The sequence below is a fragment of the Sphingomonas sp. RS2018 genome (assembly GCF_054489605.1).
In genome coordinates this window covers 91,208-107,555 of the sequence record NZ_JBTMWL010000003.1, presented here as the reverse complement: position 1 = coordinate 107,555, position 16,348 = coordinate 91,208, and the positions used below count along the sequence as shown (strand labels likewise).

Here is a 16,348-nt window from a genome sequence, read left to right as displayed (position 1 = left end):
TGGAGATTGCCAAGACCATGAAAACCCGCGCCGCCGTCGCCTTCGAAGCGAAGAAGCCGCTCGAAATCGTCGAACTCGACCTTGAGGGGCCGAAGGCCGGCGAGGTGCTGGTCGAGATCATGGCGACCGGCATCTGCCACACCGACGCCTATACGCTCGACGGGCTGGACAGCGAGGGGCTGTTCCCGAGCGTGCTGGGGCATGAGGGCGCAGGCATCGTGCGCGAGGTCGGTGCTGGCGTGACCAGCGTCGTGCCCGGCGATCACGTCATCCCGCTCTACACCCCCGAATGCCGCCAGTGTAAGTCGTGCCTCAGCGGCAAGACCAACCTGTGCACCGCGATCCGCGCCACCCAGGGCAAGGGGCTGATGCCCGACGGCACCACGCGCTTCAGCTACAAGGGGCAGCCCATCTTCCACTACATGGGCTGCTCGACCTTCTCGAACTTCACCGTGTTGCCGGAAATCGCGGTCGCGAAGATCCGCGAGGACGCACCGTTCAAGACCAGCTGCTACATCGGTTGCGGCGTCACCACCGGCGTCGGCGCGGTCGTCAACACCGCGCAGGTGAAGGCGGGCGAGAGCGTCGTCGTGTTTGGGCTGGGCGGCATCGGGCTGAACGTGATCCAGGGCGCCAAGATGGTCGGCGCCAGCCGCATCGTCGGCATCGATCTAAACCCGGAGCGCGAGGCGTGGGGCCGCCAGTTCGGCATGACCGACTTCATCGATGCCCGCGGGCTGAGCCGCGAACAGACGATCGCCGCGGTCGCCGCGCTGACCGACGGGGGCGCCGACTACAGCTTCGACGCGACCGGCAACACCGAGGTGATGCGCACCGCGCTCGAATGCTGCCACCGCGGCTGGGGCACCAGCATCGTCATCGGCGTGGCCGAAGCGGGCAAGGAGATCGCGACCCGGCCGTTCCAGCTCGTCACCGGCCGCAACTGGCGCGGTACCGCGTTCGGCGGCGCGAAGGGGCGGACCGACGTGCCCAAGATCGTCGACTGGTACATGAACGGCCAGATCGCGATCGACCCGATGATTACCCACGTCCTGTCGCTGGACGAGATCAACACGGGCTTCGACCTGATGCACGCCGGCGAAAGCATCCGCAGCGTGGTGGTGTATTGAGGGTCGAGCCCCCTCCCCGTTCGTCCTGAGCGAAGTCGAAGGACCGTTCTTCGACGACGCCCTGTGCAATCACCGTTCGGCCTGAGCGCAGTCGAGGGCCAGCTCTGCCCAACGTGCTCGGCCGTGCTCAGCACGACCGGGACGCGCACCTAACGCGTCGCCGCTGCGTTATCCGGCGTCGACGGCAGCACGCCCAGCTCTGTCAGCGGCTCGGGCATCACGTCGTTGCCCATCGGGCTGTCGGTCATGTTCGCGACCGTCTCCGGCCGGGCGGATCCGATCGCGGCGACGGGCCGTTCGCTGTTGGTCATGCGATAGATGACGGTCGCGACGACTATCAGCACGAACACCGCCAGCAGGCCGGTCATCGCGACGCGGACCCGCTGAAGTGTCTGGGCATGATCCGGTGGCGTCAGCATCTTGTGACATAAATGTAACGCATGTGGGCTCCGCTGTCGAGCCGTGCGTCCGCGGCGATCAGCCGTTGCCGCCCGCGCCGTCCTCCGCCAGCCCCTTCGAGCGCAGCCAGGCGGGATCGTAGAGCGTCGAGAGATAGCGGAATCCGGTGTCGCACAGGATCGTCGCGACGCGCGATCCCGGACCCAGCGACCGCGCCAGTCGGACCGCGCCGGCGACGTTGATGCCCGACGACAGCCCCAGGCACAGCCCCTCCTCGCGCAGCAGGCGGCGGACCCATTCCATCCCCTCCTGGTCGGAGATGCGGTATTGCGTGTCGATCGGCGCGCCCTCCAGATTGGCGGTGATGCGGCCCTGCCCGATGCCCTCGGCAACCGACGATCCTCCCGACCGCAGCTCGCCGTGCGCATAATAGTCGTAGAGCGCGGCGCCATGCGGGTCGCTCAGCGCGATCGTGACGCGCTCGTCCTTCTGCTTCAGCCCCAGCCCGACGCCGGCGATCGTCCCGCCAGTGCCCGCCGCGCAGCTGAAGCCGTCGATGCGCCCCTCCATCTGCGCCCAGATCTCCTCCGCCGTGCCAACGATGTGGGCGCGGCGGTTGGCGATGTTATCGAACTGGTTCGCCCAGATCGCGTTCGGCGTCTCCTCGGCGATGCGGCGGCTGGTGTGGACGAAATGGCCGGGGTTCGAATAGGGCGCCGCCGGCACGAGCACCAGCTCGGCACCCAGCGCGCGCAGCGTGTCCATCTTCTCGCGGCTCTGCGTCTCGGGCATCACGATGATCGTGCGATAGCCCTTGGCATTGGCGACCAGCGCCAGCCCGATGCCGGTGTTGCCCGCCGTCCCCTCCACGATCGTGCCGCCCGGCGCGATGGTCCCCCGCGCCTCGGCATCCTCGACGATGAACAGCGCGGCGCGGTCCTTCACGCTCGCGCCGGGGTTGGCGAACTCGCATTTGCCGAAGATGTCGGCGCCGGCCGCCTCGCTCGGCCCCTTCAGCCGGACCAGCGGGGTGTTGCCGATCAGGGCCAGCGTATCGGATGTCGTGTGCATGGCAGCGAAGATGGCGTGCGCGGACGCCCGCGGCAATGCTATCGCGGCTTCGTGCCGCCGAAGTCGTCCTTCCCGCCCGTCGTCGATGCCGACACCCGCCTGCTGGTGTGCGGCAGTCTCCCGGGCGACCGGTCGCTGGCGGCGGGGCAATATTATGCGCATCCGCAGAATCATTTCTGGCGGCTGATGGCGGCGGTGGTCGACGTCGACCTGCCCGCGCTCGCCTATGACGACCGGCTGGCGGCGCTGCTCGTGCACGGCGTAGGGCTGTGGGACGTGGTGGCCAGCGCGTCGCGCACCGGGAGCAGCGATGCCGCGATCCGCGACGTGCAGGGTAACGACCTCGCCGGGCTGGTGGACCGCCTGCCCGCCTTGCGCGCGGTGGCGTTCAACGGCGGCACCGCGCATCGCCACGGGACACGGATGCTGGCCGGCAGCGGTGTCTCGATGATCGCCCTGCCCTCGTCGAGCCCGCTCCACACCGTGGGTCTAGCCGCGAAGCTGCCGGCATGGCGCGCGCTTCGCACGATCCTTTCGTCAACGTCATGAAACCAACGCGCGCTTGACGCGGGATGCTGCATCAGCGAAGCGCTCGGGCGCTATGATCCATCGCATCCTCCCCGCCGCCGCCGCGCTCGCGCTCCTCTCCGTTGCCGCCTGCAAGGGCGAGCCCGAAGTCGTCGACAGCCGCGCGCCCGATCCCTTGGCCGAGCAGTTGAAGAACGCGCCGGAAGTCGAGCTGCCGCCGGCGGTGAAGGCCAGCGTCACCTTCCGCTGCCAGCCGGGCAACAGCCTCGTCTACGTCGACTTCTTCGACGGCAACAAGATGGCGATCGTCCGCAGCGAACGTGGCGGCACGCCGACCACCTTGGCCGCGGCGGAGTCGGGCCAGCCCTTCACCGGTGGTGGTTACACCGTCGTCGGCACGCCGGCGTCGATCAAGTACACCGCGCCGGGCAAGCCCGAGCTGGCCTGCAAGGCCTGACGCCTTCGTCCGTCATGCGTTTGAAGAGGCCGGTGGAGCGATCCGCCGGCCTTCTTCGTTCGTGATCCGATGACCCGGCCGATCATCCCGGACACCGCGCTCGATCCCGACATCCTGCTGCGCGCCTACGCCTCCGGCGTCTTCCCGATGGCCGACGCGCGCGACGACGACGACATCTACTGGGTCGAGCCCAAGATGCGCGCGGTCCTGCCCCTCGACGGATTCCACCTCTCCCGATCGCTGGCGAAGACCATCGCGCGTAACCGCTTCCGCGTGACGGCAGATGCCGCGTTCGACCGCATCATCGCGCTGTGCGCCGAGAGCGCCGAGGACCGGCCCGACACCTGGATCAATGACCCGATCGAAACCGCCTTCCGCACGCTCCACGCCCGCGGTTTTGCGCATTCGGTGGAGGTGTGGGACGGCGACACGCTGGCGGGCGGACTTTACGGACTCACGCTCGGCCGCGCCTTCTTCGGCGAAAGCATGGTCAGCCGCGCGACCGATGCGTCGAAGGTCGCGATCGCATGGCTGATCGCGCGGCTGCGCGTCGGCGGGTTCCGCCTGCTCGATTGCCAGTTTCAGACCGCGCACCTGACGACGCTGGGCGCGATCGAGATTTCGCGCGACGACTACGGCGTGGTGCTGGGCGAGGCGCTCGGCACCGGGGTCGCCGGGCTGCTCTCGAACACCCCGGTCGTCTCCGGCGACTGGGCCGCGCTCGACCGGCGGCGCGGTGTCGCGGCGGGGGCGGACGGCGCTACCGTCTCCGCGCCGGTGTCGGGGAAGGACATCGTGCAGCTCTTGGGCCAGACATCGTAGACCGGGCTCGACACGACGTTCAGCGCCGGGCGCTCCTTGAACACCCAGCCCGAGAATTGGCGCCGCCAGCGATTGTCGAACCCGCGCACGTCGAGCTGCACGAACGCGCCGGTCAGCTGCTCTTCTTCCCACGGCGCGGTCCGCTCGCAAGCGCGCAGGCGGACGATCGCATCGCCCAGCCGGTAGGCCTGGCCGGGCTTTATGACGATATCGCGCGCCTGCCCGTTGCGCTTGTTGAGGAAGCCAACGACGGCGACGCGCTCCGCCATCGGCGTGCCGCCCGCCACGGCTGTGGTGCCAATCGACGGGGTCGCGGGCTGCGCGGGCGGGATCGCGATCTGGACCGAGGGTTCGGGCGCGGCGGTGCTACCGATCGGCAGGCGCGGCGCCCATGCCGGCATCGCCTGCGGCGCGGCGATCTGCACGCCTGCCCAGGCAGCCACGACCACGACGGCCGCGATCAGCGCGCCGGCAAGCCAGCGCAACGGCGTCATTCGCCCGGCGTCCACGCCTCGTAATCGCCGGTCGCGGGCGCACGGTTGCCGCCCTTCTCCAGCGCCCCCGCGGGGCGATAGGCGAGCGGCGTGCCGGTCAGGTTCGGCACGGCCGGCTTAACCCACGCCCGCGCCGGGGGCAGCGCGCGATCAGGCACGTCGTCGATCTGATGATGCAACCACCCGAACCACTCCGGCGGCACACGGCTAGCATCGTTGGACCCGCTGTAGATCACCCAGCGCCGCGGATTGCCGTTCGTGTCGGACCCGCCCTGATAATAGACGTTGCCCAGCGTATCCTCGCCCACCTGCGTCTTGCCGCGCAGGCCGAACCACGTGCCGATGGTGGCGCCGTTCCACCAAGTGAAGGGATTGAGGTTGATGCCCATGCGGACGCGATTAGCGGGCGGCGGAAGGATCGGCAAGCGATCGAACGGTCGTCCGAACCACGGTGAGCAGCGGATAGCGTTCGGTCCAGCGTTTGTCGGCCACGCGCTCATCGAAGATGGGCAATTTGCTTCCTGCAAAGGCAGGTGTCGGGCGCAGACGCAGCGCGGTCAGGTCGGTGGTGCCGAATGGCGCGGCGATTTCCACCGTCCCCCTCCGCGTCGGCGACAGGCGCGCGGCGACTGCGGTCGCCGTTTCGGGCCAGTGCCGCATTGCATCGACAACACCGATGCAGGGAGCATCGCCGTTCCGACGATGCATCCGCGCCTGATTTTTCACCGACCACGCCAGGTGCGGCAGTCTCGCCCGCAAGCGATCCTCGATGACACGGTCGCGCTCTTCCGAGGTAACGGTGTTGTCGTAGAACACGACATCGACGTCGCCAAAGAGCGGGCGCGCGCCATAGCTGTGGAGATCGTCCCAGACCGCGTCCGGATGAAGCCGGCACCTATCCAACCATCGGTCAGGTCACATCGGGCAAGCTCGCCCAGAGCCGCCCGGCGAAGAGGATCGTTCGACAGCAGCGCTTGAATGTAGCGCGTGCCGTCCATGCCTATTTCGCCCAGCTCACCTTATCGCCTTCGCCGATTTCTAGCTCCGCGGCACGCCCACCACGCACCTCCAGCACGGCGTTGACCGGTTCGCCGCTGGCGACGGGGGTTTCGCTGAACGGCACGGTGTTCTCGGCGATCGCGGCGATGGTGCCGTCGGGGCGGATGAAGATGATGTCGAGCGGAGTCGGCGTGTTCTTCATCCAGAAGCTCGCCTCACGCGGGCCACCCCCGCCGGCCGGGTAGGGCGTGAAGATCATGCCGCCGTCCTTTCTGATGTCGGTACGGTACATCAGGCCGCGCTCCTGCTCCTCCGCGGTGCGCGCGACCTCGACGTTGAAAACGTGGGCGCCGGCCGCACTCGTGATCGTGACTGGGATCGTCCGCGCGGCCTCCGCCGCCGTGTTGCCCGTCGCACCGCCGCCATTGCAGGCCGACAGCGCCAGTGCCGCTGCCACCACCGCCGCGTTCAACCAAGTCGCCTTCATGCGTCCTCCGACCGTTCGACCACCACCGCCAGCGGGCCTTTGTCGCCGTCGACGATGCGCGCCCGCAACGGTTCGTCGGGTTCGACCTCCTCGATCCCGCCGCGGCGCAGCGTTTCCATATGCACGAAAACGTCGCTGCCGTCGTGCCGAACCAGGAAACCATAGCCCTTCAGGCGGTTGAACCATTTCAGCGCGACGCTCTCGAACGGACCGGCGTCGTCGATCAGGCGCAGCCGGTCGGCACGGTCGCCGCCGCCACCCGCGCGGCCGGGGGCGGGCTCGATCGCCTCCGACAGGTCGATCGACAGGATCTCCAGCGCCTGCCAGCCCCGGTCGCGCCGCACCGCCGTGCAGCGGACGCGCGCGCGCTCGGGCAGGCTGCGCCGGCCGAGCGGTTCGAGGATCGAGAAGTGGAGCAAAACATCGCCCACGGGGCTGTCGTCGGCGACCACGAACCCGAAACCGCGCGTGACGTCGAACCATTTGACGATGCCGTCCACCAGCGTCGTCGCTTCGCCGGGCACGGCGCTGCGGTCGTCGATGAAGGGCGCGTCCGCACGCGATCCATCGCCTGTACTACTCACCGGCGCGTCGCTGCGCATATCGTATAAACTCCGTGCGCGCCTATTGCATGCCAATAGCGGTTAGAAAAGACGACGCCGGTATCAAAACGCCTCATTACCCATTTCGGCGGCAAACTCGCTATCGGTAAGCGCCAGAATCCGTCGCGACAGGTCATACGCATGACCGGCGCGCAGCATCGCGGCGAGCGCGCGCCGGTCGCCGTCTGGGCTCGACGTGCCGGTCGCGAACGGGCCGATCCGGCGACGGCGGGCATAGGCGATCGCGCTGTCGCGTGCCTGCGCCGCGACACTGTCCCGCACCGCCTCGGCATCCTCCCCAGCGATGCCCGCCGCGCGGAGTGCGCCGGCGATGCGCCGCGCGCCCAGCCCCCGGCGCCCCATCGCCGCCACCCGCGCCTCGGCGAAGCTGCGATCGTCGATGTAGCCCAGACCCGCCATGCGCTCGGCGATGCCGGCCGGATCCGCCTCCGCCGTCCCGTCCCAGCCGCGTTCGCGCAGTTTGCGGCGCAGATAATCGGTCAGCTTCCCCCGCGTCGTGGCGAACCGCTCGACATAGCGCAGCGCCAGCCGCTCCAGCGCGGCGGCGTCCAGTGGGGGTATGGGGCGGCGTGGTCGGGACATTACGCCATGATTGTGCCACACTGGGATCGGAATTTGAACGCTGCGGTCATGCAGGCGCGTGCCTTTACGGACATGCCGCCGCTCGATCGACCTTAGCGGGGGCAGGGAAAACGATGGTGAACGGTATGACGGCAGCAACCGACACGACGACGAAGGCGCCCGCGGCGCCGATCGGCACGCCGACCGAGGATAGCCTGCCGCGCCGTTTCGCCGACTTCGCTACGGTGGGCGAGGCGCTCGATTACGCCGCCACCGGTGTGCGCGGGCTGAACTTTCACGACGCGCGCGGAACGCTGGTGCGACCTTATCCCTATAGCGAACTGCGCGCCGACGCGCTGGTGCAGGCCCGGCGGCTGATCGCATCGGGGATCAAGCCGCAGGACCGCGTCGCGCTGATCGCCGAGACGGGGCCGGAATTTGCCTCGTTGTTCTTCGGTTGCATCTATGCCGGCGCCTGGCCGGTGCCGCTGCCGCTGCCGACCAGCTTCGGTGGGGCGCAGTCCTATATCGACCAGCTGCGCGTCCAGCTCGACAGCTGCGAGCCCGTCCTGCTGATCTACCCGGTCGAGCTGGCGGAGATGGCGAGCGAGGCCGCGCGGCTGGCCGGCACCACCGGCGTGGCCTGGAACGATCTCGCGACCCGCGACGCGCCGGACGTGGAGCTGCCGCGCAGCGCGTCGGATGACATCGCTTACCTGCAATATTCCAGCGGCTCGACGCGTTTCCCCCACGGCGTCGCGATCACCCACGGTGCGCTGCTCAACAACCTCGCGGCGCATTCGCACGGCATGAAACTGGAGCCGACCGACCGCTGTGTGTCGTGGCTGCCGTGGTACCACGACATGGGGCTGGTCGGGTGCTTCCTGTCGCCGGTCGCCAATCAGGTTTCGACCGATTATCTGAAGACCGAGGATTTCGCGCGCCGCCCGCTGGCGTGGCTCGACCTCGTCAGCCGCAACACCGGCACCACCCTCTCCTATTCGCCGACCTTCGGCTATGACATCTGCGCACGCCGCATGTCGAGCCAGACGAAGGCCAGCGACCGGTTCGACCTGTCGCGCTGGCGTGTGGCGGGCAACGGCGCCGACATGATCCGTCCCGACGTGATGCAGAGCTTCCTCGACGCGTTCGGCGATGCGGGGTTCAAGGCCGGTGCTTTCCTGCCGAGCTATGGTCTCGCCGAGGCGACGCTGGCCGTCTCGATCATGCCGCCGGGCGAGGGCATCGTCGTCGAACTGGTCGAGGAAACGCAGCTCTCGGGCGTCGCCGCGGGCGAGGACCGGCCGCAACGCTTCCGCGCGATCGTCAATTGCGGCAAGCCGGTGCGCGACATGGCGGTCGAGATCCGCGAAGAGGACGGCACCCCCCTGCCCGAGCGGGCGGTCGGCAAGGTGTGGTGCACCGGCCCCAGCGTCATGGTCGGCTATTTCCGTGACGAGGCCGCGACCGACGCTTGTATGGCAGACGGCTGGCTCGATACGGGCGACATGGGCTATATGTCGGACGGCTATCTCTACATCGTCGGCCGCGCCAAGGACATGATCATCGTCAACGGCCGCAACCACTGGCCGCAGGATATCGAATGGGCGGTCGAGCAGCTGCCCGGCTTCAAGCAGGGCGACATCGCCGCCTTCGCGATCACCACCCCCGGCGGCGAGGAAACCCCCGCTGTGCTTGTCCAGTGCCGCACCAGCGACGCCGCCGAGCGCATGCGCCTGCGCGACGCGATCCGCGAACGCGTCCGCGCGGTGACCGGCATGAACTGCGTGATCGAACTCGTGCCTCCCCGCACCCTGCCGCGCACCAGCTCGGGCAAGCTGAGCCGCGCCAAGGCCCGCAACCTGTATCTGAACGGTGAGATCAAGCCGTATCCGCTGGCGGCGTAAGGCTCGCGCCTTACACCAGCGCCTCCAGCAATCCGATCAGCGGGCGATCCGCCGGCGGCATCGGCAGGCGGTGCAGCTCCACGGGTCGTACCCAGCGCAGGGCAGCGGCGTGGAGCGGCTCCGCCACCCCGCCCCATTTGCGGCAGACGTAGAGCAACAGCAGCAGGTGCCGGTCCCCTAGCGGCTCACTGGCGAAGGCGGCGGGCGCCAGACACGCCTGCTCGACGGCGATACCCAGTTCCTCGCGCAGTTCGCGGATCAACGCCGCTTCGGGCGTTTCGCCGGGTTCGATCTTGCCGCCGGGAAACTCCCACAGGCCCGCCATCGACGATCCTTCCGGACGTTGCTGCACCAGCACGCGGCCATCCGTGTCGATCAGTGCCGCGGCGACGACGTGCAGGATTCGGGCGGTGCCCGATGCAGGCGGAGACATTTTCTTAAACCCTTTCCGGCAAGACTGCGGACGCTATGACCACGCCGCGCCGCTCGCCCGCCCGCTCCTTCCTCACCGCCCTTCGCCGGAACCGCAAGGGGGCGACCGCGATCGAATATGGTCTGGTCGTCACGCTGATCGCCGTGACGATCATCGGCGCGATGATCCTGCTGGGCGACCAGAGCCAGCTGATGTGGGGCAACATCCACAGCGCCACGGTGAAGGCGAACGGCGGCTGACGACGCAGCCCACGCACGGTGAAACGAATCGTTCCGCGCTTAAGCCTTTCTCAACCTACCACCGATAAAACAAAGACTGCTGATCCGGGCTCCCCGGTCCAGCCGGGTGACTGAAGACCATAGAACAGTGGAGACCGAAATGCAGAAGTTCCGCACCTTCCTGAAGAATTCCAAGGGCGCGACCGCCATCGAGTACGGCCTGATCGCCGCTCTGATCGCCGTCGCGGCGCTGACCGCCATCGGCGGCGTCGGCAACCAGCTGAAGACGACGTTCACGAACGTCCAGTCGAACATGAAGGCGTCGTAAGACCCTTTTACTTCGTACGTCGGGGGGCGGTGGAACTGCGGTTCCGCCGCCCCTTTTCGTTTGCGAATACCGTTCAGACCCGCCCGATATCCAGAAACTTGCGCCGCCGCGCCCGCCGGACCTCGTCCGCGCCCTGGCCGTCGAACTCCGCCAGTGCCGCCGCCAGCGCGTCGCCCAGCGACCGGATCGCCGTCGCCGCATCGCGGTGCGCGCCGCCGACCGGCTCGGGCACGATCGTGTCGATGACGCCCAGCCCCTTCAGATGCTGCGCGGTCACCTTCATCGCCTCGGCCGCGTCGGGTGCGCGGTCCGCGGTGCGCCACAGGATCGAGGCGCAGCCCTCGGGCGAGATCACCGAATAGACGGCGTGTTCGAACATGATGACGCGGTTGCCGGTCGCCAGCGCCACCGCGCCGCCCGAACCGCCCTCGCCCACGATCGCGGCGATCAGCGGCACGCCGATCTCCAGACACGCCTCGGTCGAGCGGGCGATCGCCTCGGCCTGGCCGCGCTCTTCCGCCTGCACGCCGGGGAAGGCGCCGGACGTATCGACCAGCGTCAGCACGGGCAGGCCGAACCGGTCGGCCAGCTTCATCAGGCGGATCGCCTTGCGATAGCCCTCGGGCTTGCCCATGCCGAAATTGTGGCGCAGCCGGCTTGCGGTGTCGTCGCCCTTCTCATGGCCCAGCACCAGCACCTTGCGCCCGCGGAAATTGCCCAGCCCGCCGATGATCGCCTGATCGTCGGCAAAGGCGCGGTCGCCGCCCAGCGGCATGAAGTCGTCGATCAGGCCGGCGATATAGTCCTTCAGGTGCGGGCGCTGCGGATGGCGCGCGACCTGCGTCTTCTGCCACGGCGTCAGCTTCGCGAAGGTCTCGCGCAGCAGCCTGTCCGACTTCGCCTGCAAGCGCGCGACCTCGGCGTCGATATCGACCTCGCCGTTCTCGGCCGTCTCGCGCAATTCGTCGATCCGGCTCTGCAGTTCGGCGATCGGTTTTTCGAAATCGAGGAAGCTGTCCATAGCCCGGCGCGCTAAGCGCGTGTCCGCTTCACGTCAACGAGCGGATGGCGCGTGTTGACCAGCTCGACGAGGCGACTCGTCTCGACATGGGTGTAGATTTCGGTGGTCGCGATGTCGGCATGGCCCAGCATCGCCTGCAACGCGCGCAGGTCCGCTCCGCCGGCCAGCAGGTGGGTGGCAAACGCATGGCGCAGCACGTGCGGGCTGATCCGCTCGGGCGGGATGCCGGCCTGAGCGCCGAGTGCCTTCATCAACTGGTGCAGGCGCACGCGCGACAGATGCCCCTTGCCCGAGGGAAACAGCCACGCGCAGTCGACGGGCACCGTATCGCGCCACGCCGCTACCGCGGCACGCGCGCGGTCGGAGATCGGCACCATCCGCTCGCGCCCGCCCTTGCCGCGCAGGATCAGGAACGGGCGGTCGGGGTGGATCGCGCTACGGGCCAGCGACACCAGCTCGGTCGCGCGCAGACCCGACCCGTAGAGCAGTTCGACCAGCGCCGCGAGGCGCAGGTCGTTGGGATCTGGCGGCACTCGCGCCTGCCGCTCGGCGATCGCGGCAAACAGCGCGTCGACATCGGCGATCGACAAGGTCTTGGGCAAACGCCGCGCGGCGCCGGGCCGGGGCAGCGCGGGCGAGGGATCGTCGGCGCGAAACCCTTCATCGACCATAAAACCGAAGAACCGCCGCAGCGCCGCCGCCTTGCGCGCGACGGTCGCATTGGCATGCGCGCGCCAGCCGTCGGCGACCCGCTCCAGCGCCTCGGCATCGGCCGCCGCCAACTGCCCCGCGAGCGCGTCGGACGCGAGCGTCAGGTCGGTGCGATAGGCGGCAATAGTATTGCGCGCCGCCCCCGCCTCCGCCGCCATCATCTCGAGGAAGCGGTCGATCACCGCCGTATCGCCGCCCTCACTCACGGGCGGATCGTCATTGGTAAGAGGAGGCGGCGTCGGCATCGATATTCAACCGAGATGTTGAGCATGAATGTTGAGACGAAAACGCATTCGATTCCTCTCGTAAAACGGCCTCGAAGCTCAACCGATCGGTTGAGCTTTTCCGGGCCGATATTCAACCGATCGGTTGAGTTTCGTCGGCACTGTTCCGCCATAGCGACGGGGCGGCATGTAGGACAGCGGCGAGCCTGCTCACGCGACCGCCTCGAGCGTGACATAGTCGGGCCTCGACCCGATGTAGAAGCGCGCGGCATCGGCCGGGTCGAAGCCATAGGCGACCAGCTCGGTGATGCGTTTGTGGAAATAGTCGATGACCATGCGCACGCCCTGGTCGATGCGGGCATCCGCCAGCTGGCTGGACACCAGCAGCCAGCCACCGCGATCCTGACGAACGACGTCCATCGCCTCCAATGCCTTGCAGTGCCGATGCGCAGTGCCATAGCTCAGCCCCGTCATCGCGATGATCTGGCGCATCGGGATCGGCTGACGGATGTCATCCGGCGTGGGTTCGTGGGCATAGGTGTCGCTCAGCACCGGATCCAAGGTGATATGGCGCACATTGGCGACCACGATCACGGTCCAGATCAGCCGGCTCGTCCAGTCCGTGACCGGCTCCGCCGCATATTCGAACGGGATCAGCCAGGCGTCGAGCGCGGCCACCAGCGTCATCTGGCGTAAACTGGGCGACGGCGCGCGGACCGGCGCGGCGAAGCTCATGTCGCCGTTCAAATCGTCGGCCAGCCGCACGAAGCTGTCGTGCGCCTGTGTCATGAACCCGATCGCGGTGCGGGCGAACCCGGCGCTCGTGGCCAGCGCGATCCCTCCATCCACCTCCACGATCGCGCCGACGTCGAGCATGCCGCGGATGTAGCCGTGGATTGTGGTGTAGGGCTTGTGCAGCGAGGCGGAGATCCGGCGGATCGACATCGACTGGGTAATGGCGACCGGTGCCCGGAACCGCTCATCCTCCACCCAGTCCCCGGCGCAGCGGCGCAGCAGCAGCGCGTAGACCGCCCCCCATTCGTGGTGACCGGGAAACAGGCGCATCGCCTCGATCGCGGCGGTAAGGTGCAATTCGTTGCCGAGGCGCGACAGCTTGCGCACGGGGAGCCCCACACTCATCCTCGCTGCTCGGCCACCACGGTCATGCGTCTCGATTAGGGACGGGGCGATCGGATCGCCACCCCGGATGTCCAAATCCGATCACCAAGTCGTTTACAGCCGATTAAGCTCGTCTACTTGGTCTGCCCCACAGGCCCCGCCGACCATCGGCGGGTGAGCGAAGGGGAAGGCTTTTTTTCATGAAGACGAGCATCAAGCTGGCAGTAGCGCTGGCAATTTCGACAGTCATCACGGGAGCCGCCAATGCTGCTGTATTTACCAAAAATTACGTATTAACAACGAATTACGATTTCTCTGATTTCAGAGATGCTGCGCCATACACCACCGTGGTACAAAAGTTCACGTTATCGTTCGATCCTTCGCTGGCGATCAAGCCATTGGTCACCAATTACGAAAGCGATACTGCCGGAATATTAAGCATGGCCCCGACCTCTACCGACGCTCGTGTATCGGGAAATATAGTATATCTCCAGATGAACGCGGCGGTAGGAAGGGACAGATATACTTATCAATTTACCACTGACCTGATGGGTAACCCCATCCGTATGGAAAGCTCGTTCTATAGCTTAGATGGTAGTTGGTTTACTGCCCATAGTGGTGTTATTGCTTTAGCGCCTGCCCCAGTTGTTACCGCGCCAACCACCGGCGCTGTCCCGGAGCCCACGACATGGGCGATGATGATCGCCGGTTTCGGCCTCATCGGTGGCGCAATGCGTCGTCGCAAAGCAACTCTCGCCTTCGCCTGATTTTCACCCCGTCAGGTCCAAGCGGCAGGGCCGTCGATCGACAGATCGGCGGCTCTTCTGCATTGGGGCGATGCCGGAGACGCGCAGGCGGGATGCCGCCGCCGGTGGACGATCACAGTCGCGCGATCGCCTCCGCCGCGATCATGCGCGCCGCGCCGCCCATGCCGACCCTGCGCAGCGCATCGCAGCCGCGGTACAGCACTTCGGGCGGCACGCCGCGCCAGTCGGGGGTCTGCATGCCGACCGCGAATAGCAGCAGCACGGTGCCTGCCTCGCCACGCTCCGCCGCCGCGTCGATCGCGCGGGTCCAGCTGTTGTCGAGCCCCACGCGCACGTCGAGCGACTGCGCCGCCGCGCGCGCGTCCTCCGGGGACAGGCGGCCCAGCCCCGCCAGCCCGGCGAGCAGCATCCGCGTCTTGAGCGCGGCCTGATCGCCGCCGCCGGCATAGCCCTCCACCGCGTCGGCGGAGAAGCGCCGGCTGCGCGGGTCGCCGAGCGCGAGCAGCGCCCAGGCGTCGCCACCCTGCGGCACCACGCCCCACCAGCGCGCCGCCTGCCGGTCCAGCCCGGCGGTCAGCATCGATGCGATCAGGCGCGGCGCATCCTCGGCCAGGTCGGCGCTGGGCGCGACGACCGCCGCGGCGCGCGCGGTCAGCACGCTGCGCGCGAAGCGGGCGCGGCGGTCCGTCGGCTCGGTCCACAGCCGCCGCATCACCTGCATGCGCTGCGCGGGCGTACCGTCGGCATAGATGGTGCGCAGGTCGCGGCCGATCGCGCCCGCCGCGCTGTTGCTGTCGTCGGCCGATTCGATCTCCGAATAGAGATCGACCAGCGCCGCGTTCGACAGCACGCCCTGGCTGGCGGCATAGTCGGCAACGCTCGCGCGGGTCGGTGCGTCGAGCATCGGGCTGGTCGCGCGCCACGCCGCGACATGCGGGCGGGCGCCGGCCATCAGCGTGTCGGGAATGGCGACGCCCGTCGCGGTGGCGAGGCCGTAGCGCCACGCGGTCAGCCGATCGACGCCGTCCCATTCGATCGTCACCGCACCGCTCGCCGCGGCGCCGGCAACCTTTTCGGCGAGCGACGAATCGATCGTGCGCCCGCTGCGGCGGCGGACGCCGGCGAAGAACGCCTTCGACACCTCAGGTTTGCCCGACAGCGCCGCGCACATCGCGCGGGCGAAGCTCCAGCCGCGCTCGGCCGACACCGCGCTCGCCGGCTCGACCAGCGGACACAGCCCGGCGGGGTCGCCGGTCGCCAGCATCGCCTGCATCGCCACCTGGAACAGGCGCGGCGAATAGGTATCGACGTCGACGCTCTGCACCACCGCGCGGGCAGCGTCCGCCTCGCCCATGCGCAGCAGCAGCCAGGCGCGGTCGGCGGCGAAATCTGCGCCGTTGATCCCCGCCGGCGTATCGACGCGCGACACCAGCGCGCGGCGCAGCGCGATCGACAGCCAGCGCGACGGGATCGGCGCGTCCAGCCGGTGCATCAGCATCGCCGTCGTCGCGCCGCCGATCGCCCCGAACGCGTTCGCGGGCAGGCCACCGACGTCCGCGCCGATCACCCCGGTTGTCGCGAGCGACCGGCGCGCGGAGGCGGGCAGTTCATAGGCGCTGAGGTCGATCGGCGTCGCGCTGGCGGTCGGCGTCGGACTGGGCGTCGGCGCGCCCGGCGCCGCCTCGCCCGGCGTGGCGCCGGTGCCGGCGGGAGGCAGGATCGGTGCGGGCTGGCCCGGCTGCGGGCTGGGCGCGGGCGTCGGCGCGGGATCGCCGAAGCCGGGCGGCAGGATCGATTCGGGGCGGTCCTGCCCGGTCGCGGGCAGCCACGCTGCCCCCGCCAGCAGCGCGGCGCCGAGCGCGCCGGCGATCCGCTTACGAGAGGTTTTCAAGCGCGACCGCCTTCTCCACGCGGACGGGCTCCTTCGCCGTGTCCCGACCGGCGAGGACGAACAGGCCCCCGACCACCACGACGAGGAGGACGATCAGCAGCAGGAGGGGACGCGACATCATTCACCTATCGAAACGGGTACAAAAGCTGTTCGACCGG

General features: G+C 68.4%; 21 protein-coding genes and 1 pseudogene. 8 read left to right on the top strand and 14 right to left on the bottom strand.

Annotated features, from left to right (window positions below):
- Window positions 1-17: 17 nt before the first annotated feature.
- Complete coding sequence (locus ACX40P_RS09815) at window positions 18-1,130, top strand: S-(hydroxymethyl)glutathione dehydrogenase/class III alcohol dehydrogenase (RefSeq protein ID WP_459126159.1); 1,113 nt, start codon at window positions 18-20, stop codon at window positions 1,128-1,130.
- A gap of 149 nt (window positions 1,131-1,279) precedes the next feature.
- On the opposite strand, the gene ACX40P_RS09810 is transcribed toward ACX40P_RS09815, so the two are convergent.
- Together ACX40P_RS09810 and ACX40P_RS09805 are read right to left on the bottom strand one after the other, a co-directional pair.
- Window positions 1,280-1,549 carry a hypothetical protein gene (locus tag ACX40P_RS09810; protein ID WP_459126158.1) on the bottom strand — a complete coding sequence of 90 codons (270 nt, stop codon included), beginning with the start codon at window positions 1,547-1,549 and terminating at the stop codon, window positions 1,280-1,282.
- A 58-nt stretch (window positions 1,550-1,607) separates the two neighbouring features.
- Window positions 1,608-2,600: a cysteine synthase A gene (locus ACX40P_RS09805; protein ID WP_459126157.1), complete on the bottom strand. Its 993-nt coding sequence runs from the start codon at window positions 2,598-2,600 to the stop codon at window positions 1,608-1,610.
- 15 nt (window positions 2,601-2,615) lie between these two features.
- Here ACX40P_RS09805 and ACX40P_RS09800 point away from each other — a divergent pair, with 15 nt between their 5' ends.
- The 3 genes from ACX40P_RS09800 to aat all read left to right on the top strand — a co-directional run bounded on the left by ACX40P_RS09800 (window position 2,616) and on the right by aat (window position 4,407).
- On the top strand, window positions 2,616-3,149 hold the full coding sequence (locus tag ACX40P_RS09800) for a DNA-deoxyinosine glycosylase (RefSeq protein WP_459126156.1): 534 nt from the start codon (window positions 2,616-2,618) through the stop codon (window positions 3,147-3,149).
- A 52-nt stretch (window positions 3,150-3,201) separates the two neighbouring features.
- Complete coding sequence (locus ACX40P_RS09795) at window positions 3,202-3,585, top strand: hypothetical protein (RefSeq protein WP_459126155.1); 384 nt, start codon at window positions 3,202-3,204, stop codon at window positions 3,583-3,585.
- 69 nt (window positions 3,586-3,654) lie between these two features.
- Entirely contained in the window at window positions 3,655-4,407 is a 753-nt protein-coding gene (aat, locus tag ACX40P_RS09790; protein WP_459126154.1) for a leucyl/phenylalanyl-tRNA--protein transferase, read from the top strand.
- Window positions 4,408-4,442: 35 nt separating this feature from the next.
- Here the strand turns inward: aat and ACX40P_RS09785 are convergent.
- The 6 genes and pseudogenes from ACX40P_RS09785 to ACX40P_RS09760 all read right to left on the bottom strand — a co-directional run.
- Window positions 4,443-4,676: pseudogene (locus ACX40P_RS09785) on the bottom strand (DUF2155 domain-containing protein); the annotation flags it as partial.
- A 221-nt stretch (window positions 4,677-4,897) separates the two neighbouring features.
- Entirely contained in the window at window positions 4,898-5,290 is a 393-nt protein-coding gene (locus ACX40P_RS09780; protein WP_459126153.1) for an NADH:ubiquinone oxidoreductase subunit NDUFA12, read from the bottom strand.
- 10 nt (window positions 5,291-5,300) lie between these two features.
- Window positions 5,301-5,804: a nucleotidyltransferase family protein gene (locus ACX40P_RS09775; protein WP_459126152.1), complete on the bottom strand. Its 504-nt coding sequence runs from the start codon at window positions 5,802-5,804 to the stop codon at window positions 5,301-5,303.
- A 97-nt stretch (window positions 5,805-5,901) separates the two neighbouring features.
- Complete coding sequence (locus ACX40P_RS09770) at window positions 5,902-6,387, bottom strand: DUF192 domain-containing protein (RefSeq protein WP_459126151.1); 486 nt, start codon at window positions 6,385-6,387, stop codon at window positions 5,902-5,904.
- Window positions 6,384-6,971 (bottom strand): cold shock domain-containing protein, encoded by a 588-nt coding sequence (locus ACX40P_RS09765; protein WP_459126150.1) that lies wholly within the window; start codon window positions 6,969-6,971, stop codon window positions 6,384-6,386. The genes ACX40P_RS09770 and ACX40P_RS09765 overlap by 4 nt, the downstream gene beginning before the upstream one ends.
- A gap of 81 nt (window positions 6,972-7,052) precedes the next feature.
- A complete protein-coding gene (locus ACX40P_RS09760; RefSeq protein WP_459126149.1) occupies window positions 7,053-7,592 on the bottom strand; it encodes a regulatory protein RecX in 540 nt (179 codons plus the stop codon).
- Window positions 7,593-7,717: 125 nt separating this feature from the next.
- On the opposite strand from ACX40P_RS09760, the gene ACX40P_RS09755 reads away from it, so the two are divergent.
- The gene (locus tag ACX40P_RS09755) at window positions 7,718-9,478 is read left to right on the top strand and encodes a fatty acyl-AMP ligase (RefSeq protein WP_459126148.1); all 1,761 of its coding nucleotides are present in this window, start codon (window positions 7,718-7,720) and stop codon (window positions 9,476-9,478) included.
- 10 nt (window positions 9,479-9,488) lie between these two features.
- Here ACX40P_RS09755 and ACX40P_RS09750 read toward each other — a convergent pair whose 3' ends face one another.
- Window positions 9,489-9,911, bottom strand: a complete 423-nt coding sequence (locus tag ACX40P_RS09750) for a (deoxy)nucleoside triphosphate pyrophosphohydrolase (protein ID WP_459126147.1) — start codon at window positions 9,909-9,911, stop codon at window positions 9,489-9,491.
- Window positions 9,912-9,946: 35 nt separating this feature from the next.
- Here ACX40P_RS09750 and ACX40P_RS09745 point away from each other — a divergent pair, with 35 nt between their 5' ends.
- Both ACX40P_RS09745 and ACX40P_RS09740 read left to right on the top strand, forming a co-directional pair.
- Complete coding sequence (locus ACX40P_RS09745) at window positions 9,947-10,150, top strand: Flp family type IVb pilin (RefSeq protein ID WP_459126146.1); 204 nt, start codon at window positions 9,947-9,949, stop codon at window positions 10,148-10,150.
- Window positions 10,151-10,289: 139 nt separating this feature from the next.
- The gene (locus ACX40P_RS09740; RefSeq protein WP_459126145.1) at window positions 10,290-10,457 is read left to right on the top strand and encodes a Flp family type IVb pilin; all 168 of its coding nucleotides are present in this window, start codon (window positions 10,290-10,292) and stop codon (window positions 10,455-10,457) included.
- A 73-nt stretch (window positions 10,458-10,530) separates the two neighbouring features.
- Here ACX40P_RS09740 and ACX40P_RS09735 read toward each other — a convergent pair whose 3' ends face one another.
- From ACX40P_RS09735 to ACX40P_RS09725, 3 genes are all read right to left on the bottom strand, one after another.
- Window positions 10,531-11,478, bottom strand: coding sequence for an acetyl-CoA carboxylase carboxyltransferase subunit alpha (locus ACX40P_RS09735; RefSeq protein WP_459126144.1), 948 nt, complete (start codon window positions 11,476-11,478; stop codon window positions 10,531-10,533).
- 11 nt (window positions 11,479-11,489) lie between these two features.
- Entirely contained in the window at window positions 11,490-12,434 is a 945-nt protein-coding gene (locus ACX40P_RS09730) for a tyrosine recombinase (RefSeq protein ID WP_459126143.1), read from the bottom strand.
- Window positions 12,435-12,623: 189 nt separating this feature from the next.
- Window positions 12,624-13,553: a winged helix-turn-helix domain-containing protein gene (locus ACX40P_RS09725; RefSeq protein WP_459126142.1), complete on the bottom strand. Its 930-nt coding sequence runs from the start codon at window positions 13,551-13,553 to the stop codon at window positions 12,624-12,626.
- Window positions 13,554-13,732: 179 nt separating this feature from the next.
- On the opposite strand from ACX40P_RS09725, the gene ACX40P_RS09720 reads away from it, so the two are divergent.
- A complete protein-coding gene (locus ACX40P_RS09720) occupies window positions 13,733-14,299 on the top strand; it encodes a PEPxxWA-CTERM sorting domain-containing protein (protein WP_459126141.1) in 567 nt (188 codons plus the stop codon).
- A 112-nt stretch (window positions 14,300-14,411) separates the two neighbouring features.
- On the opposite strand, the gene ACX40P_RS09715 is transcribed toward ACX40P_RS09720, so the two are convergent.
- Window positions 14,412-16,190: a hypothetical protein gene (locus ACX40P_RS09715; RefSeq protein ID WP_459126140.1), complete on the bottom strand. Its 1,779-nt coding sequence runs from the start codon at window positions 16,188-16,190 to the stop codon at window positions 14,412-14,414.
- The gene (locus ACX40P_RS09710) at window positions 16,174-16,308 is read right to left on the bottom strand and encodes a hypothetical protein (protein WP_459126139.1); all 135 of its coding nucleotides are present in this window, start codon (window positions 16,306-16,308) and stop codon (window positions 16,174-16,176) included. The genes ACX40P_RS09715 and ACX40P_RS09710 overlap by 17 nt, the downstream gene beginning before the upstream one ends.
- Window positions 16,309-16,348: the final 40 nt, after the last annotated feature.

Coding starts and splice junctions, on each gene's coding strand:
- ACX40P_RS09815 (WP_459126159.1), top strand. CDS start 18: ATGAAAACCCGCGCCGCCGTCGCCTTCGAAGCGAAGAAGCCGCTCGAA.
- ACX40P_RS09810 (WP_459126158.1), bottom strand. CDS start 1,549: ATGCTGACGCCACCGGATCATGCCCAGACACTTCAGCGGGTCCGCGTC.
- ACX40P_RS09805 (WP_459126157.1), bottom strand. CDS start 2,600: ATGCACACGACATCCGATACGCTGGCCCTGATCGGCAACACCCCGCTG.
- ACX40P_RS09795 (WP_459126155.1), top strand. CDS start 3,202: ATGATCCATCGCATCCTCCCCGCCGCCGCCGCGCTCGCGCTCCTCTCC.
- aat (WP_459126154.1), top strand. CDS start 3,655: ATGACCCGGCCGATCATCCCGGACACCGCGCTCGATCCCGACATCCTG.
- ACX40P_RS09780 (WP_459126153.1), bottom strand. CDS start 5,290: ATGGGCATCAACCTCAATCCCTTCACTTGGTGGAACGGCGCCACCATC.
- ACX40P_RS09770 (WP_459126151.1), bottom strand. CDS start 6,387: ATGAAGGCGACTTGGTTGAACGCGGCGGTGGTGGCAGCGGCACTGGCG.
- ACX40P_RS09760 (WP_459126149.1), bottom strand. CDS start 7,592: ATGTCCCGACCACGCCGCCCCATACCCCCACTGGACGCCGCCGCGCTG.
- ACX40P_RS09755 (WP_459126148.1), top strand. CDS start 7,718: ATGACGGCAGCAACCGACACGACGACGAAGGCGCCCGCGGCGCCGATC.
- ACX40P_RS09750 (WP_459126147.1), bottom strand. CDS start 9,911: ATGTCTCCGCCTGCATCGGGCACCGCCCGAATCCTGCACGTCGTCGCC.
- ACX40P_RS09745 (WP_459126146.1), top strand. CDS start 9,947: ATGACCACGCCGCGCCGCTCGCCCGCCCGCTCCTTCCTCACCGCCCTT.
- ACX40P_RS09740 (WP_459126145.1), top strand. CDS start 10,290: ATGCAGAAGTTCCGCACCTTCCTGAAGAATTCCAAGGGCGCGACCGCC.
- ACX40P_RS09735 (WP_459126144.1), bottom strand. CDS start 11,478: ATGGACAGCTTCCTCGATTTCGAAAAACCGATCGCCGAACTGCAGAGC.
- ACX40P_RS09730 (WP_459126143.1), bottom strand. CDS start 12,434: ATGCCGACGCCGCCTCCTCTTACCAATGACGATCCGCCCGTGAGTGAG.
- ACX40P_RS09725 (WP_459126142.1), bottom strand. CDS start 13,553: ATGAGTGTGGGGCTCCCCGTGCGCAAGCTGTCGCGCCTCGGCAACGAA.
- ACX40P_RS09720 (WP_459126141.1), top strand. CDS start 13,733: ATGAAGACGAGCATCAAGCTGGCAGTAGCGCTGGCAATTTCGACAGTC.
- ACX40P_RS09710 (WP_459126139.1), bottom strand. CDS start 16,308: ATGTCGCGTCCCCTCCTGCTGCTGATCGTCCTCCTCGTCGTGGTGGTC.